The organism is Streptomyces sp. NPDC059010, assembly GCF_042740355.1.
GTDB lineage: Bacteria > Actinomycetota > Actinomycetes > Streptomycetales > Streptomycetaceae > Streptomyces.
In genome coordinates this window covers 133,779-149,777 of the sequence record NZ_JBHYJA010000022.1, presented here as the reverse complement: position 1 = coordinate 149,777, position 15,999 = coordinate 133,779, and the positions used below count along the sequence as shown (strand labels likewise).

Sequence of the window (15,999 nt, the reverse complement as noted above, 5' to 3'; positions counted from 1 at the left end):
GGGAGTTCCGTTGAAGTCTGCACCGAATCCGTCCTGATCCAGGCATGGACACCCTTCACTTCTGCCACTAGCTTCACCGTCGTTCGAGCTGAATCGTTCCAACTCCGAGCAGCCGAAAGGGACTACGGCATGAATGACGGAGTCGACAGCACACAGGGCGACGGGGTGCGCCGAAGGACGGTGCTCACCACGGCACTCGGCGCCGCACCCCTGGCCATGGCGGGCGGCATCATGGCAGGCGGACCAGCGTCGGCCGCACCGACCTCGCCACGCACCGCGGTTGACGGCCTGACGGTCGAGCACAGAACCAACCCCCTCGGCGTGGACGCCACCCGTCCCAGGTTCGGCTGGCGCCTGACCTCCTCGGCACGCGGCCGCCGCCAGTCGGCGTACCGGATCCTGGTGGCCACCCGCCCCGACCGCCTCACCCCCACCCGCGCCGACGTCTGGAACAGCGGCCGAGTCACCTCACCGAACTCGGTCGCCGTGCGCTACGAAGGCCCCGCCCTGCACCCCTCCACCCGCTACCACTGGACGGTCACGGCCTGGGACGAGACCGGCCGCCCCACCCCCGCCGCCCCGACCGCCCACTTCGAGACCGGCCTCCTCGGCACCGACGGCACGGACGGCTGGGACGGCGCCCAGTGGATAGCCATGGCGGGCAAGAAGCCCAACACCCCCGGCGCCCCACTGCTGCGCCGGGAAGCCACGTTGACAGGAAGCCGGATACGCACCGCCCGGCTCTACATCACCGCCCTCGGCGTGTACCAGGCCCACGTCAACGGCCACCGCGTCGCCGTACCGCAGGGCGCGGGCACCACTCACGAACTGCTGGCTCCCGGCTGGACCAACTACGACAGCACCGTCAACTACTTCACCTACGACGTCACCGACCTGGTCGCGGGGGAGCGCCAAGGCCACGTCACCCTCGCCGCGGTCCTGGGAAACGGCTGGTACAACGGCCGTGTCTCCGAGAACAGCAAGTACTACTCGGCCACCGGCAACCGCCTCGCCCTCAAGGCCAAACTCCTCATCCGCTACGCCGACGGATCCGAGCAGACGATCGTCACCGCCCCCGGTGACGACTGGAAGGCCACCGACACCGGCCCCTACCGCGCCGACGACATCTACGACGGCCAGACCTACGACGCCCGGCGGGAACTCCCGGGCTGGACGGCGAACGGCTTCGACACCGCCACCTGGACGGGCACCGAGCAGCACGACTTCACCGGCAGGTTCCCCGACGCGAGACTGGTCGCCTACCCCGGCGAGAGCGCCCGCCTGGTGCCCGACTGGGACCGCAAGCCGCACTCCCTCACCGTCTACACCGGCGTGTCCGGCCAGGACGGCAGCCCCAACGGCAAGGGCCGGATCGTCGTCGACCCCGCCCGCACGGTCACCGACCCGGCCGCCGCGGCCACCGCCTCCGTGACCCTGCGCCCCGGCGACACCGCCGTGATCGACCTCGGCCAGAACATGGTCGGCGTGCCCCGTTACACCCTGCGCGGCCCGGCGGGCGCCCAAGTCACCTTCAAACCCGGCGAGATGCTCAACGACGACAGCGCGGGCGCCGACGGCCCCGTCGGCTCGGTCTACCGGGCCAACCTGCGCGCCGCCAAGGCCACCAGCACCTACCTCCTCAAGGGCGACCCCGACGGCGAGACCCACGAGGACTCACTGACCTTCTACGGCTTCCGCTACGTCTCCGTCACCGCGACCGACACCGTCACCCTCACCCGGTTCACCGGCCGCGTCGCGAGCTCCGCCCTCCGCGACACCGGCACGATCACCACCGACGACACGGACGTCAACCAGCTGATCAGCAACGTCCGCTGGGGCCAGCGCGGCAACTACCTCTGGGTGCCCACCGACTGCCCGCAGCGCGACGAACGCCTCGGCTGGACCGGCGACACCCAGCTCTTCTGCAACACCGGCCTCTACAACGCCGACGCCGTCAATTTCCTCAGCCACTTCGAGGACGTCCTGATCGATTCCCAGAAGACCTACGGACAGGACGGCGCCCAGTTCACCTGGGTCGCACCCGGCTCCCGCTACAACCAGCCGGTCCCCGCCAGCGGTTGGGCGGACTGCGGGGTCGTCGTGCCGTGGACGGTGTGGCAGATGTCCGGCGACACCACGGTCATCGACCGCAGCTGGGCCGCGATGACGAAGTACCTGGACTGGATCCGGCAGCGCACCGGCGACAGCTACGCCGGACAGGGCGCGATCTTCGGTGACTGGCTGGCGTTCCAGGTCACCAGCACCCAGCTCATCAGCGATGTCTACTACGGCTACAGCGCCCGTCTGATGGCGGACATGGCCCGCGCCACCGGCCGCGACACCGAGTCCCGCGCCTACGACGAGCTCTTCTCCCGTATCAAGCGGGCCTTCGTCGCCAAGTACCTCGTCACCGACCCCGCCACGGGCGAGGTCACGCTCCGCTCCAGTCTGGGCGAGGCACCGCCGTGGACCGGGGGCAAGCCCGAGGACAACAGCCAGACCGCCCTGCTCTGGGTCCTCAAGCTCGGCTTCTACGACACCGAGGCCCAGCGCCGCCGCCTCGTCGAGCTGCTCGCCGCGAACATCGGCAACGACGAGGCCTACAAGCAGGCCCACCCCGACAGCACCCGCGTCAAGTACGCCGAGAACACCCTCTCCGTCGGCTTCCTCGGCGTGAACGTCCTCGCCCCCGTGCTCACCGACGAGGGCCGCGCCGACCTGGCGTACAAGCTGCTCCACCAGGACGCCATGCCGTCCTGGCTGTACTCGGTACGCAACGGCGCCACCACCATCTGGGAGCGCTGGAACTCGTACTCCAAGGAGGACGGGTTCGGTCCGGTCGACATGAACTCGTTCAACCACTACTCCTACGGCGCGATCATGGAGTGGATGTACGAGGGCATGGCCGGTATCGCCAAGGACCCGGCCCACCCCGGATTCCGGCACTTCTTCCTCAAGCCCCACCTCGACCCGACCGGCAAGGTCACACGGGTCACCGGGGCGCATCTCTCGCCGTACGGCGAGATCGTCAGCGAGTGGCACAAGGACGACCGGAAGCTGACCTACCGGGCGACGGTCCCCACGAACAGCACCGCGACCCTGCACATCCCCACCAGCGACCCGTCCACCGTCCGCGAGGGCCGCACCCCCCTCTCCCAGGTCGACGGTGTGGAGTACCTGGGCTTCGCGGACGGCACCGCCTCCTATCGACTCCCGTCCGGCCGCTACGAGTTGACGTCCGCGCTCGCCTGATCCCCGACCAGCACCACCTCAAGGGTGCGCGGACCGTGCACCCCCTCGACCCGGTCCAGTTCGATGTCGCTGGTCGCCGACGGACCGGAGATCCACGTCAACGGACGGGCCGGGTCGAGGAGTTCGAGAGCCTGGGGGACGGAGGAGACGACCTGCTCGGGGACCCGTACGACACAGATGTGATGGTCGGGGACGAGCGTGATGCGCCGGCGGCCCTGGTCGCGGGAGCCGTCCAGGACGATGGTGCCGGTCTCTGCGACGGCCACCGCACATGCCGTGACCACGCTGTCCACCCGGTCCAGCTCGTGGGGGGTGCTCACGGCACGGTCGTGGATGCGGGTGGGATCGGCGGCCGACATCCACTCCGGTGGCAGCGCAGGGGGTACGAGCACCAGCTCAGATCCTCGCTCGGCGAGCAGCCGCATGATGAGGTAGGGCAGTTCCTCCTCGTCCGTTCGGTGCACGATCGCCCGGTAGTCCGCCAGGTTCTCGGCCAGCAGATCCACTGTTTCCGCGACACTGCGCTCGCCGTGCTCACGGAGATAGTCACGCGGAACCGCCAGCTCGTACGGCGTGTCGTCACGAGGCACGTCGGCCAGAGCCCGCCGCACCCGGCCCAGGATCCGTTCCCTGCTGCTCACTTGGCGCCGTCCTTTCCACCCTGCGTCCGCTGCCACCAGTCCCGGAACGGCTCGGCGGGCACCGCCGGCAGATCCCGGGTCCCGCTCCACGCCTTGCCCGGTCCGGGCAGCGAGCGCGGATGCAGCCGACGGGTGCGCGAGGCGAGCCGCTGGCCGGCCCGCAGGGCGCCGGGACGGCCGAACGCCCAGCGCGCCGCCCGCATCGCGGCCCGCTCGGCGGCATGCCCCTTCGCCGGCTTGAGCACCACCTTGTTGCCGTTAGCCGTCACCTCGCCGCCCTCCACGACCCGCTCCCGCAGATGCACCAGCACCTCGGGAATGTCGATCGCGACCGGGCACACGTCGTAGCAGGCACCGCACAACGATGACGCGTACGGAAGCGAGGCATCGATCTCGCTTGTCACGCCCCGGAGTTGAGGGCTGAGGATGGCGCCGATCGGGCCCGGGTAGACCGAGCCGTACGCGTGCCCGCCCGCCCGCTCGTACACCGGGCACACATTGAGACAGGCCGAGCAGCGGATACAGCGCAGGGCCTGGCGGCCGACCTCGTCGGCGAGCGTGTCGGTACGGCCGTTGTCGAGCAGGACCAGATGGAAGGTGCGCGGCCCGTCAGCCGCCTCGGAGTCCGTCGTACCGGTCCACATGGACGTGTACGGGTTCATGCGCTCGGCGGTGGAGGAGCGGGGGAGTGTCTGCAGGAACACCTCCAGGTCCCGCCAGGTCGGCACGATCTTCTCGATGCCGACGACCGAGATCAGCGTCTCGGGCAGGGTCAGGCACATCCGCCCGTTGCCCTCGGACTCCACGACGACCAGCGTGCCGGTCTCGGCGACCATGAAGTTGGCGCCGGAGATCCCGACCTTGGCCCGCAGGAACTTCTCGCGCAGATGCAGACGGGCGGCCTCGGCGAGTTCGGCGGGTGTGTCCGTGAGGCCCTCGGGCGCCGGGCGGCCCCACTCGCTCATCTCACTTCGGAAGATGTCCCGGATCTCGCCCCGGTTGCGGTGGATCGCCGGGACGAGGATGTGCGAGGGCCGGTCCTTGCCCAACTGCACGATCAGCTCGGCGAGATCGGTCTCGTAGGCGCGGATCCCCTCCGCCTCCAGGGCCTCGTTCAGCCCGATCTCCTGCGTGGCCATCGACTTGACCTTGACGACCTCCGACTCGCCGGTCGCCTTCACGAGGTCCGCGACGATCCGGTTGGCCTCGTCGGCGTCGGCGGCCCAGTGGACCTTGCCCCCCGCCGCCGTGACCGACTCCTCCAACTGCACGAGATACCGGTCGAGATGACGCAGCGTGTGGTCCTTGATCCGCTTGCCTGCCTCGCGCAGCGCCGCCCAGTCCGACACCTCGGCGACGGCGTTGGCCCGCTTGGCGCGGATGGTGTGCGTGGCGTGCCGCAGATTGCCGCGCAGGGTGGCGTCGTGCACGGCCTCGTGCGCGGCCTTCGGAAACGCCGGCATCCCGAGATACGTCCCACTCATCCGGCCGCCACCTCCGCCGACTCCTCCGTGCTCGCCAGGATCTCCGCGATGTGCACCGGCCGCATCCCGGTGCTCAGCCGCGCCATGGTGCCGCCGATGTGCATCAGACAGGAGTTGTCCGCCGCGCACAGCACCTCCGCTCCCGTCGACTCGGCGTTGCGCACCTTGTCCGCGCCCATCGCCGCCGAGACATCGGAGTTCTTCAGCGCGAAGGTGCCGCCGAACCCGCAGCACTCCTCCGCCCCCGGCAACTCGACCAGCTCCAGCCCCTTGACGGCCTGGAGCAGCCGCCGGGGCCGCTCGCCGAGCCCCAGCCCGCGCAGCCCGTGACAGGTCGGGTGGTAGGTCACCTTGTGCGGGTAGTAGGCCCCGACGTCCGTCACCCCCAGCACGTCCACCAGGAACTCCGTCAGCTCGTACGTCTTCGGCACCACCGGTGCCAGCGTCGCCGCGAGCGTGTCCCCGCGCCCCTCGGCCCGGGCCCGCTCACCCATCCGCGGATACAGCTCCCGCACCATCGCCCCGCATGACCCGGACGGCGTGACGATCGCCTCGTACTCCCCGAAGACATCGGAGAAATGCCGGGCCAGCGGCTCGGCCTCATGCCGGTAACCGGTGTTGTAGTGCGCCTGCCCGCAACAGGTCTGCGCCATCGGGAAGTCGACGTCGACGCCCAGCCTGGTCAGCAGTTTCACCACGGCGCGCCCGGTGTCCGGATAGAGCGTGTCGTTGACACAGGTCAGGAACAGGGCGACACGCATCGCGGCTCCTAGTGATCGATCATCGGATGAGTGCAGGGTAATGCGACAGCGCGGCCGCGGGGAGACCCCGTTCACCCCCGGGCGAGCCGGGCCTCCGCCTCGCTCCAGCGCTCCGCGTCCCCGCGCGGCTCGTACCGGGTCAACGGCTGGGTACGGGTGAGCAGTCGCCGCCCGCCGGCGAGGTCGCCGACCAGGCCGTGCGTCCGTGCCTGGACGAGGACGTTCCCGAGGGCGGCGGCCTCGGTCGGGCCGGCCACCACCGGCAGCCCGCAGGCGTCGGCGGTCAGCTGGCACAACAGGGCGTTGCGCGTGCCGCCCCCCACGACATGCACGACGTCCACCGGATGGTCGGCCAGCCGCTGCGCCTCGGCGACGGCCCGGCGATGGGCGAGGGCGAGCGAGTCGAGGATGCACCGGGTGATCTCGGCGGGCGTGACGGGCACCGGCTGCCCCGAGGCCCGGCACGCCTCGGCGATCCGCTCCGGCATCCGCCCCGGCGCCAGGAACGCCGAGTCACCCGCGTCCACCACCGACCGCAGCGCCGGCACCTTGGCCGCGTCCAGCAGCAACGCACCCAACTCCGGGTCCCCCCAGGCCCGTACGCACTCCTGGAGCAGCCACAACCCCATGATGTTCCGCAGATACCGGACCGTGCCGTCAAGGCCCAGCTCATTGGTGAAGTTGGCGGCCCGGCTCTCCTCACTCAGCACCGGCGCGTCCAGCTCAAGCCCCGCCAGCGACCAGGTCCCGGTGCAGATGTACGCGAACCGCTCGCCCCCGGCCGGAACGGCGGCCACGGCGGACGCGGTGTCATGCGACCCGACCGCCGTCACCGGCACCGGCCCACTGAGCCCGGCCTCCTCCAGCACCTCGTCGCGCAACACCCCCGCGGAGTCACCGGGTTGCCTGAGCGGCGCGAACAGCCCCAGGTCGATACCGAGCCGCGAGGCGATGTCGTACGACCAGTCGCGTGTGCGGGGGTCGATGAGCTGGGTGGTGGAGGCATTGGTGAGCTCGGTGCCCTGCTCGCCGGTGAGCCAGTAGGTGAGGAGGTCGGGGATGAGCAACAGCCGCTTGGCGTAAGCCAGTTGGTTGGTCGATCGCGCCGCGGTCAGCTGGTACAGGGTGTTGAAGGGCGCGTACTGCAACCCGGTCGCGGCGTACAGCTCCTGAGTCGGCACACTCGCCCACACCTTCTCCGCGACCCCCTCCGTCCGGGAGTCCCGGTAGTGCACGGGATTGCCGAGCAGCTCCCCGTCGGCATCGAGCAGCCCGTAGTCCACGGCCCAGCTGTCGATGCCGACCGAGTCGAGTCGTCCACCGCAGTGGGCACCGGCCGCCCGCAGCCCGTCCAGCACCCCGGCATAGAGGCCGAGCACATCCCAGCGCAGCCCCTCGGGCACCCGCACGGGCCGGTTCGGGAACCGGTGTGCCTCGGTCAGCTCCAGGCTGTCGGGGCCGACGCGGCCGACCATGACACGCCCGCTGGACGCGCCGAGGTCGACCGCGGCGTACGACTTCACGGCCGCGCTCACCGCAGGAAGGCGGCCGCGACGCCGGCGTCGACCGGGATGTGCAGCCCGGTGGTGTGCGTCAGCTCCCCGCCGGTCAGGGCGAAGACGGCGTTCGCGACATGGTCCGGGAGCACCTCACGCTTGAGGATGGTGCGCTGGGCGTAGAACTCACCCAGCTTCTCCTCCTCGACCCCGTACACGGCGGCCCGCTTGGCTCCCCACCCTCCGGCGAAGATGCCGGACCCGCGCACGACGCCGTCCGGGTTGATCCCGTTGACGCGGATGCCGTGCTCGCCCAACTCGGCCGCCAGCAGGCGCACTTGATGAGCCTGGTCGGCCTTGGTGGCCGAGTAGGCGATGTTGTTGGGACCGGCGAAGACCGCGTTCTTGGAGGCGATGTAGACGATGTCACCGCCCAGCCCCTGCGCGATCATCACACGCGCCGCTTCCCGGGACACGAGGAAGGAACCGCGCGCCATGATGTCGTGCTGGAGGTCCCAGTCCCTGGCCGTGGTCTCAAGGAGCGGCTTGGAGATGGAGATCCCGGCGTTGTTGACGACGAGATCGACGCCGCCGAAGGCGAGCACGGCCGCCTTGAACGCGTCGGCGATCTGCTCCTCGGACGTGACGTCCACCGGCACGGCGACGGCCTTATCGGGACCGCCGAGCTCCTCGGCGACGGCCTGGGCGTTCCCGGCGTTGAGGTCCGCGACGACCACACACGCGCCCTCGCCGACCAGCCGCCGTGCGATGGCCTTCCCGATCCCGCTGCCCGCGCCCGTCACCAGCGCGACCCGCGTCGCCAGCGGCTTCGGCCGGGGCATCCGCTGAAGCTTGGCCTCCTCAAGGGCCCAGTACTCGATCCGGAACTTCTCGGACTCCTCGATGGGCGCGTAGGTGGAGACGGCCTCGGCCCCGCGCATCACATTGATGGCGTTGACATAGAACTCACCGGCCACCCGCGCGGTCTGCTTGTCCTTGCCGAAGCTGAACATGCCGACGCCCGGAACGAGCACGATCGCCGGGTCGGCGCCGCGCATGGCGGGGGAGTCGGGCAGCGCGTGCCGCCGGTAGTAGGCGGCGTACTCCTCGCGGTACTCGGCGTGCAGCTCCCCCAGCCGGGCGACGGCCTCCTCCAGCGGAGCGGTCGGCGGCAGATCCAGGACCAGCGGCCGGACCTTGGTCCGCAGGAAGTGATCGGGGCAGGAGGTACCGAGGGCGGCGAGCCGCGGATGCTCGGCCCGGGCCAGGAACTCCAGCACCGGAGCCGAGTCGTTGAAGTGCCCGACCTGCGGTTTGTCCTGCGAGGCGATCGCACGGACATACGGCGCGAGGGCGGCGGCCCGCTCGTTGCGCTCGGCCTCGGGAAGGGCGTCGTACCCCTCGATCAGGGGCCCGAAGGGCTCGGCCTTGCCACGCTCCTCCAGGAACTTCTCGGCGGTGCGGATGATGTGCAGCGAGTTGCGCTCGCACTCCTCGGAGGTGTCCCCCCAGGCGGTGATCCCGTGCCCACCGAGGACGACGCCGATCGCCTGCGGGTTGGCCGCCTTGATGGCGGCGATGTCCAGCCCCAGCTGGAACCCGGGCCGCCGCCAGGGCACCCAGGCGACCGTGTCCCCGAAACACTCGGCGGTCAGCTTCTCCCCGTCGGCGGCGCAGGCGAGCGCGATCCCGGAGTCGGGATGCAGATGATCGACGTGCGCCGCCTCGACCAGCCCATGCATGGCGGTGTCGATGGACGGAGCCGCCCCGCTCTTCCCATGCAGGCAGTAGTCGAACGCGGCGACCATCTCGTCCTCACGCTCGACACCGGGATACACGTCGACCAGTGCCCGCATCCGATCCAGCCGCAACACGGCCAGCCCGGCCTCGGTGAGCGTGCCGAGATCACCACCGGACCCCTTGACCCACATCAGCTCGACATCACCACCGGTGACGGGATCGGTGTCGGTGCCTTTGGCGGACGCGTTCCCGCCGGCGTAGTTGGTGTTACGGGGATCGGAACCGAGCCGGTGTGAGCGGGCGAGAAGGGCGGCGGCTTCGGGATGGGTAGCCATGAACGTTCAGTCCTATCTGAGAAAGGGAGCGGATATGCCCCTCAGGGGCGCGGGGCTGTGTTGAATTTGCGGCTACCGCCGCGCGGGCGCGACCAGCCACATCCGGCCCGCAGTCCGCAGACAACAGAACTCGGCAGACGCTTACGCGCCCCACCCGGCCTGCTGCCCACCGACTCGCTCGGCGACGATCTTCTCGGCCCACCCGCACCGGCGATACGCGGCAAGGGGATCGCCATCCAGCCCCATCTCTCCCCGTACCTCGGCAAGCAGCGGCCGCACATCCGTGTTGTACGCATCCATCACCACGGCATTAGCCCCGAGCACATCACCGGCAGCCTGCGCCTCGGCCAGAGCGACACCGTCGACCAGCAACGCCTTCGCCGTCGCCTCCTGCACATTCATCACCGACCGGATGATCGCCGGAATCTTCGCCTCGATGTTGTGGCACTGATCGAGCATGAACGCGACGTCAGGAGTGAACCCACCCCCACGCACGACCTCGTACATGATCCGGAACAACTGGAACGGATCAGCCGCCCCCACCATCAGGTCGTCGTCGGCGTAGAACCGGGAGTTGAAGTCGAACCCACCGAGCTTCCCCTCCCGCAGGAGCGTCGCCACGATGAACTCGATGTTGGTGCCGGGCGCGTGATGCCCGGTGTCGACCACGACCTGCGCCTTCGGCCCGAGCTTCAGACAGTGCGCGTACGCCGTCCCCCAGTCCGGCACATCCGTCGTGTAGAACGCCGGCTCGAAGAACTTGTACTCCAGCAGCATCCGCTGCCCGTCCCCGAGCCGCTCGTACACCTCCGCCAGCCCCTCGGCCAGCCGGTCCTGGCGCCCCCGGATGTCGTCCTGCCCGGGATAGTTCGTGCCGTCCGCGAACCACAGCTTCAGATCCCGCGAACCCGTCGCATCCATGATGTCGACGCACTCCAGCAGATGATCTACGGCCTTGCGCCGCACCGCCGCGTCCGGATGACAGATGCTGCCCAGCTTGTAGTCGTCGTCCTGGAAGGTGTTGGAGTTGATCGCGCCGAGCCGCACGCCACGCTCCTCGGCGAATTTGGCCAGCGCGCCATAGTCCTCGACCTTGTCCCAGGGAATGTGCAGCGCGACGGTCGGCGTCACACCGGTGAACGCGTGCACCTGGGCCGCGTCCTCCAGCTTCTCCCGCGGTGTCCGCGGCACGCCTTCCTGGGCGAACACCTTGAACCGCGTCCCCGAGTTCCCGTACGCCCACGACGGCGTTTCGACTGCCTGGGTCTTGAGTGCGGCCTTCACCGCGGCGAGCTCGGTCACTGAGGGCTCCTGTGACGTCGGGACGGAGGTCGGACGGAAGTCAACTGAACCGCTTCACTGTGAAACGATTCAAGACGGGAACGTATGAGTCCCCCGAAGGGGTGTCAAGCCCCGCGACCAAGGCTGATGGCTGTGACTCCCCCGTGACCTTCGTTCATCGAAATCTTTTCGACACGGACCCATTGACGTGACATGCGCTCCATGCCTAACGTCCCGGCAACCAAGTTGAAACCTTTCACGACGCCGTGAGGGCCGTCCCGCCGGCGTCGTCGAGGAGCCCCCATGACCCACCCGTCCACCACGGGTCCGGCCCCGGTTCTGGCGCTCAGGGACGTCTCGAAGTCCTTCGGCGCGGTCCGCGCCCTGCGGGACGTCTCCCTGGAGCTGTTCCCCGGGGAGGTACACGCCCTCGCCGGGGAGAACGGCGCGGGCAAGTCGACCCTGATCAAGGCGCTCGCCGGAGTACACCGGCCGGACGCCGGCCAGGTGCTGCTCGACGGTGCGCCCGTCGTCTTCCACGGCCCCGGCGACGCCCGCGACGCCGGCATCGCCGTGATCTACCAGGAGCCGACCCTCTTCCCCGACCTGTCGATCGCCGAGAACATCTTCATGGGCCGCCGGCCCAGGCGTGCCCTCGGCCGGATCGATCACAAGGCCACGCACGCCGCGACGCTGGCCCTGATGCAGCGGCTCGGCGTCGAACTCGACCCAGACCGCCCCGCGCGCGGCCTGTCCATCGCCGACCAGCAGATCGTCGAGATCGCCAAGGCGCTCTCCTTCGACGCCCGCGTCCTGATCATGGACGAGCCGACCGCCGCCCTCACCGGCAGCGAGGTCGCCCGTCTCTTCGGAGTCGTCCGCACCCTGCGCGAACAGGGCGCCGCCGTCCTGTTCATCTCGCACCGGCTGGAGGAGATCTTCCAGATCTGCCAGCGGGTCACGACCCTGCGCGACGGCGCCTGGATCGCGAGCGAACCGATCGAGGGCATGACCGAGGACGACCTCGTGCGCCGCATGGTCGGCCGCGATCTGGACGAGCTGTACCCCAAGCAGGACGTGAAGCCGGGCGAAGTCGCGCTCAGTGTGCGCCGGCTGACCCGTGAGGGCGTCTTCACCGACGTCTCCTTCGATGTCCGGCGCGGAGAGATCGTCGGCCTCGCCGGGCTCGTCGGCGCGGGCCGTACCGAGGTCGCGCGGGCCGTGTTCGGCATCGACCGCTGGGACGCCGGCGAGGTGTCCGTCGGCGGCAAGGCGCTCACCAACGGCGCCCCCTCCACCGCCATGGCCTCCGGCCTCGCCCTGGTCCCCGAGGACCGGCGCGCCCAGGGCCTGGTGATGGACATGTCCATCGAGCGCAACATCGGCCTGACCGGGCTTCGTACGACGGTCAGGGCGGGCTTCATGGACCGCGGCGCCGAACGCAGCCGCTCCCTCGACTGGGCCGTCAAGCTCCAGGTCAAGTACGCCCGCATCGCCGACACCGTGTCGACCCTGTCCGGCGGCAACCAGCAGAAGGTCGTCCTCGCCAAGTGGCTCGCCACCGGCCCCAAGGTGCTCATCGTGGACGAACCCACCCGGGGCATCGACGTCGGCACCAAGGCCGAGGTGCACCGGCTGCTCAGTGAGCTGGCCGCCGACGGGGTCGCCGTCCTGATGATCTCCTCCGATCTGCCCGAGATCCTCGGCATGGCCGACCGCGTCCTCGTGATGCACGAGGGCCGCCTCACCGCCGAGATCCCGCGCTCCGAAGCCACCGAGGAAACCGTGATGGCCGCAGCCACCGGGAGGGCCGCCGCATGACGGTGACCACTCCCCAAGAGGCCCCCGTGACCGACGTACCCAAGTCCAGCGGCACCCGCCTGGTCGACCGCGTCTTCAAGATGCGCGAACTCGCCATCCTGGCCGTCTTCGTGGTGATGATCGTCGTCACCCAGCTGGGCAACAGCGAGTTCCTCACCGAGCAGGGCATCAAGGACCTGCTCCTGAACGCGACGATCCTCGTCCTGGTCGCCACCGGCCAGTCCCTCGTGGTGATCACCAGGAACGTCGACCTGTCGGTCGGCTCCACGCTGGGCATCAGCGCCTTCGCCGCCGGAACCTACCTCCAGGGCGGCGGGAACCCGGTCGTCGCCGTGCTCCTGGCGGTCCTGCTGGGCATCGGCTTCGGACTGCTCAACGGCCTGCTCGTCAGCCTCGGGCAGGTGCCCGCACTCGTCGTCACCCTGGGCACCCTCTACATCATCCGCGGCATCGACTCCATCTGGGTCGGCTCCCGCCAGATCACCGCGGCCGACCTCCCGGACGGCTTCGTCGACTTCGGCTCCGGCGGCATCTCCGCCGTGCCGTGGCTGGCGCTGATCGCCCTCGCCGTGCTGGTGGCCACCGCCTACTACCTCAAGCACTACGGCAGCGGCCGCGAGCTGTACGCCCTCGGCTCCAACCCCGAGGCCGCCCGGCTCGCCGGCATCCCGGTGCGCAAACGGATCCTCGCCGCGTACACCTTCTGCGGTGCGCTGGCCGGTCTCGCGGGCGCCCTGTACCTGGCCCGGTTCGGCAACGTCGACTCCGGCACCGGCAACGGCTACGAACTCACCGTCGTCAGCGCGGTCGTGGTCGGCGGCGTCGTCTTCACCGGCGGCTCCGGCAGCGTCTACGGCGCCGCGCTCGGCGCGCTGCTGCTGACCTCCATCAACAGCGTGCTGCCCGCCCTCGGCGTCAGCTCCGTCTGGGTGCTCGCCATCAACGGCATCCTGCTCATCCTCGCCATCGCGGTCGACCGGATCGTCGCGCTGCGGGTGGCCACCGCCCTGAAGAAGAGGAACGCCCGCCATGGCTGACTTCTCGCTCGCGCGCGCCGTTCGCTGGGACACGGTGGTCGGCGCCCTCCTCGTGGTCGTGCTCCTGCTGTCCTTCACCACGGTCGACGGTTTCGGGAACGCCCTCAACCTGTCGTTCCTGATCGGAAACACCCTCCCGATCGCCTTGATCGCCCTGCCGATGACGCTCCTGGTCGTCTCGGGCGAGATCGATCTCTCGGTGGCCTCCACCGCCGGTCTCTCGGGCGCGGTGATGGGCGCCCTGTGGAACCAGGGCATGGCGATCGAGACGATCATCCCGGTCTGTCTGCTGCTCGGTGTGGTGTGCGGGCTCATCAACGGTCTGCTGGTGACCAGGCTGGGACTGCCCTCCCTCGCCGTCACCATCGGCACCCTCGCCGCCTACCGGGGCATCGCGCAGATCGTCCTCGGGTCCGACGCGGTGACCGACTTCCCCACCCAGTACCTGGACTTCGCGGCCGGACGCCTCGGCGACACGTTCATCCCGTACGCCTTCCTGCCCTTCCTGGTGCTGCTCGCCATCGCCGTGGTCGCGCTGCACGCCACGCCGTTCGGGCGGTCGTTGTTCGCCATCGGCGCGAGCGAGGAGGCGGCGCGGTTCGCCGGGATCCGGGTCAAGCGGCAGAAGCTGATCCTGTTCACGGTGACGGGGCTGATGGCTTCGCTCACCGGGATCTTCTGGGCGCTGCATTACGCCAGCGCTCGCTATGACAACGCCACCGGGCTCGAACTGTCGGTCGTGGCCGCCGTGTTGCTCGGTGGGATCGACTTCGACGGCGGCAAGGGCACGTTGGGTGGTGCCATCGCCGGGGTGTTCCTGCTGGGGGCGTTGCAGAACGTGATGAGCCTCCAGGATGTTTCCGCCCAGTCGCAGATCGTCGTCACCGGTGTGTTGCTCGTTCTTTCCGTCCTCGGGCCGCGGGTGGCTCGGCAGATCGCCGTCGTGCGTGCTCAATCGTCCGGCTAGAGGCCGTGTGTGGCTGGTCGCGCTCACGCGGCGGAGCCGCAAATCGACACAGCCCCGCGCCCCTAGGGGCATCCACTCACCTCCGTTCAAAGGAACCGTCATGCGCAAGTCATCCCTCCGCCGTGCCTCCGCCGGCCTCGCCGCCGCGACATCCCTCGCTCTCGCCCTCACCGCCTGCGGCGGCACCACCAAGGAGGACGTCAAGGACGACGGGGCCTCGGCCGCGACCGCCGGCAAGGCCGACCCGAACGCCGAGCTGAAGAAGGGGCTGACCGTCGGCTTCCTGCCCAAGCAGGTCAACAACCCCTACTTCACCTCCGCCGACAAGGGCGGCGAGGCGGCCCTGAAGGAGCTGGGCTCCAGCTACAAGGAGGTCGGCCCGTCCAGCGCCACCGACACCGCCGGGCAGGTGTCGTACGTCAACACGCTCACCCAGCAGCAGGTCGACGCGATGGCCGTGTCCGCGCAGGACCCGGGTGCGCTGTGCACCGCGCTGAAGCAGGCCATGAAGAACGGCATCAAGGTCGTCACCTACGACTCCGACACCACCGCCGGTTGTCGCAACGCCTTCGTCTCGCAGGCCTCCGCCGAGGACCTCGGCCGCACCGAGGTGCAGCTGCTCGCCGAGCAGATCGGCTACAAGGGCGAGATCGCGATCCTGTCCGCGGCGCAGACCGCGACGAACCAGAACATCTGGATCGACTTCATGAAGCAGGAGCTCAAGGACCCCAAGTACAAGGACGTCAAGCTGGTCAAGGTCGCCTACGGCGACGACGACGCCCAGAAGTCCTTCCAGCAGACCCAGGGCCTGCTCCAGGAGTACCCGAACCTGAAGGGGATCATCTCCCCGACCACGGTCGGCATCAAGGCCGCCGCCCAGTACCTGTCGGGCTCCAAGTACAAGGGCAAGGTCAAGCTGACCGGCCTCGGCACCCCCAACGACATGCGCAAGTACGTCAAGAACGGCACCGTCGAGGCGTTCGAGCTGTGGGATCCGGCCAAGCTCGGCGACCTGGCCGCCCGCGCCGCCGTCGCCCTGGTCTCCGGGCAGATCACCGGCAAGGAGGGCGAGACCTTCAAGGCCGGCGACACCACGTACACCATCGGCAAGGACGGCGTGATCAGCCTCGGCAAGCCGACCGTCTTCGACGCCAAGAACATCGACCAGTTCAACTTCTGAGTCT

Annotated in this window: 11 protein-coding genes; 5 read left to right on the top strand and 6 right to left on the bottom strand. The window is 69.5% G+C overall.

Features of this window, described 5'->3' with window-relative positions:
- Nucleotides 1–129: 129 nt before the first annotated feature.
- Complete coding sequence (locus tag ACFWYS_RS24565) at nt 130–3,252, top strand: family 78 glycoside hydrolase catalytic domain (protein WP_384772777.1); 3,123 nt, start codon at nt 130–132, stop codon at nt 3,250–3,252.
- On the opposite strand, the gene ACFWYS_RS24560 is transcribed toward ACFWYS_RS24565, so the two are convergent.
- The 6 genes from ACFWYS_RS24560 to rhaI all read right to left on the bottom strand — a co-directional run bounded on the left by ACFWYS_RS24560 (nt 3,225) and on the right by rhaI (nt 11,011).
- Entirely contained in the window at nt 3,225–3,893 is a 669-nt protein-coding gene (locus tag ACFWYS_RS24560; RefSeq protein ID WP_384772774.1) for a lactate utilization protein C, read from the bottom strand. The genes ACFWYS_RS24565 and ACFWYS_RS24560 overlap by 28 nt on opposite strands.
- Entirely contained in the window at nt 3,890–5,377 is a 1,488-nt protein-coding gene (locus ACFWYS_RS24555) for a LutB/LldF family L-lactate oxidation iron-sulfur protein (protein WP_384772771.1), read from the bottom strand. Before ACFWYS_RS24555 ends, ACFWYS_RS24560 begins: the two co-directional genes overlap by 4 nt.
- Nucleotides 5,374–6,138 carry a (Fe-S)-binding protein gene (locus ACFWYS_RS24550; protein ID WP_384772768.1) on the bottom strand — a complete coding sequence of 255 codons (765 nt, stop codon included), beginning with the start codon at nt 6,136–6,138 and terminating at the stop codon, nt 5,374–5,376. Before ACFWYS_RS24550 ends, ACFWYS_RS24555 begins: the two co-directional genes overlap by 4 nt.
- Nucleotides 6,139–6,209: 71 nt before the next feature.
- Complete coding sequence (locus ACFWYS_RS24545; protein ID WP_384772765.1) at nt 6,210–7,673, bottom strand: rhamnulokinase family protein; 1,464 nt, start codon at nt 7,671–7,673, stop codon at nt 6,210–6,212.
- Entirely contained in the window at nt 7,670–9,709 is a 2,040-nt protein-coding gene (locus tag ACFWYS_RS24540) for a bifunctional aldolase/short-chain dehydrogenase (RefSeq protein WP_384772763.1), read from the bottom strand. Before ACFWYS_RS24540 ends, ACFWYS_RS24545 begins: the two co-directional genes overlap by 4 nt.
- A 141-nt stretch (nt 9,710–9,850) precedes the next feature.
- Nucleotides 9,851–11,011, bottom strand: a complete 1,161-nt coding sequence (rhaI, locus tag ACFWYS_RS24535; RefSeq protein WP_384772760.1) for an L-rhamnose isomerase — start codon at nt 11,009–11,011, stop codon at nt 9,851–9,853.
- A gap of 282 nt (nt 11,012–11,293) precedes the next feature.
- On the opposite strand from rhaI, the gene ACFWYS_RS24530 reads away from it, so the two are divergent.
- From ACFWYS_RS24530 to rhaS, 4 genes are all read left to right on the top strand, one after another.
- Nucleotides 11,294–12,811 carry a sugar ABC transporter ATP-binding protein gene (locus tag ACFWYS_RS24530; RefSeq protein WP_384772758.1) on the top strand — a complete coding sequence of 506 codons (1,518 nt, stop codon included), beginning with the start codon at nt 11,294–11,296 and terminating at the stop codon, nt 12,809–12,811.
- Nucleotides 12,808–13,848: an ABC transporter permease gene (locus ACFWYS_RS24525; protein WP_384772755.1), complete on the top strand. Its 1,041-nt coding sequence runs from the start codon at nt 12,808–12,810 to the stop codon at nt 13,846–13,848. Before ACFWYS_RS24530 ends, ACFWYS_RS24525 begins: the two co-directional genes overlap by 4 nt.
- Nucleotides 13,841–14,815, top strand: a complete 975-nt coding sequence (locus ACFWYS_RS24520; RefSeq protein ID WP_384772752.1) for an ABC transporter permease — start codon at nt 13,841–13,843, stop codon at nt 14,813–14,815. Before ACFWYS_RS24525 ends, ACFWYS_RS24520 begins: the two co-directional genes overlap by 8 nt.
- Before the next feature lie 100 nt (nt 14,816–14,915).
- Nucleotides 14,916–15,995: a rhamnose ABC transporter substrate-binding protein gene (gene rhaS, locus ACFWYS_RS24515; RefSeq protein ID WP_384772749.1), complete on the top strand. Its 1,080-nt coding sequence runs from the start codon at nt 14,916–14,918 to the stop codon at nt 15,993–15,995.
- Nucleotides 15,996–15,999 lie beyond the last annotated feature (4 nt).

Bases quoted from the DNA above. Each gene is read 5' to 3' on its own strand.
- ACFWYS_RS24565 (WP_384772777.1), top strand. From the start codon at position 130: ATGAATGACGGAGTCGACAGCACACAGGGCGACGGGGTGCGCCGAAGG.
- ACFWYS_RS24555 (WP_384772771.1), bottom strand. From the start codon at position 5,377: ATGAGTGGGACGTATCTCGGGATGCCGGCGTTTCCGAAGGCCGCGCAC.
- ACFWYS_RS24550 (WP_384772768.1), bottom strand. From the start codon at position 6,138: ATGCGTGTCGCCCTGTTCCTGACCTGTGTCAACGACACGCTCTATCCG.
- ACFWYS_RS24540 (WP_384772763.1), bottom strand. From the start codon at position 9,709: ATGGCTACCCATCCCGAAGCCGCCGCCCTTCTCGCCCGCTCACACCGG.
- ACFWYS_RS24530 (WP_384772758.1), top strand. From the start codon at position 11,294: ATGACCCACCCGTCCACCACGGGTCCGGCCCCGGTTCTGGCGCTCAGG.
- ACFWYS_RS24525 (WP_384772755.1), top strand. From the start codon at position 12,808: ATGACGGTGACCACTCCCCAAGAGGCCCCCGTGACCGACGTACCCAAG.
- ACFWYS_RS24520 (WP_384772752.1), top strand. From the start codon at position 13,841: ATGGCTGACTTCTCGCTCGCGCGCGCCGTTCGCTGGGACACGGTGGTC.
- rhaS (WP_384772749.1), top strand. From the start codon at position 14,916: ATGCGCAAGTCATCCCTCCGCCGTGCCTCCGCCGGCCTCGCCGCCGCG.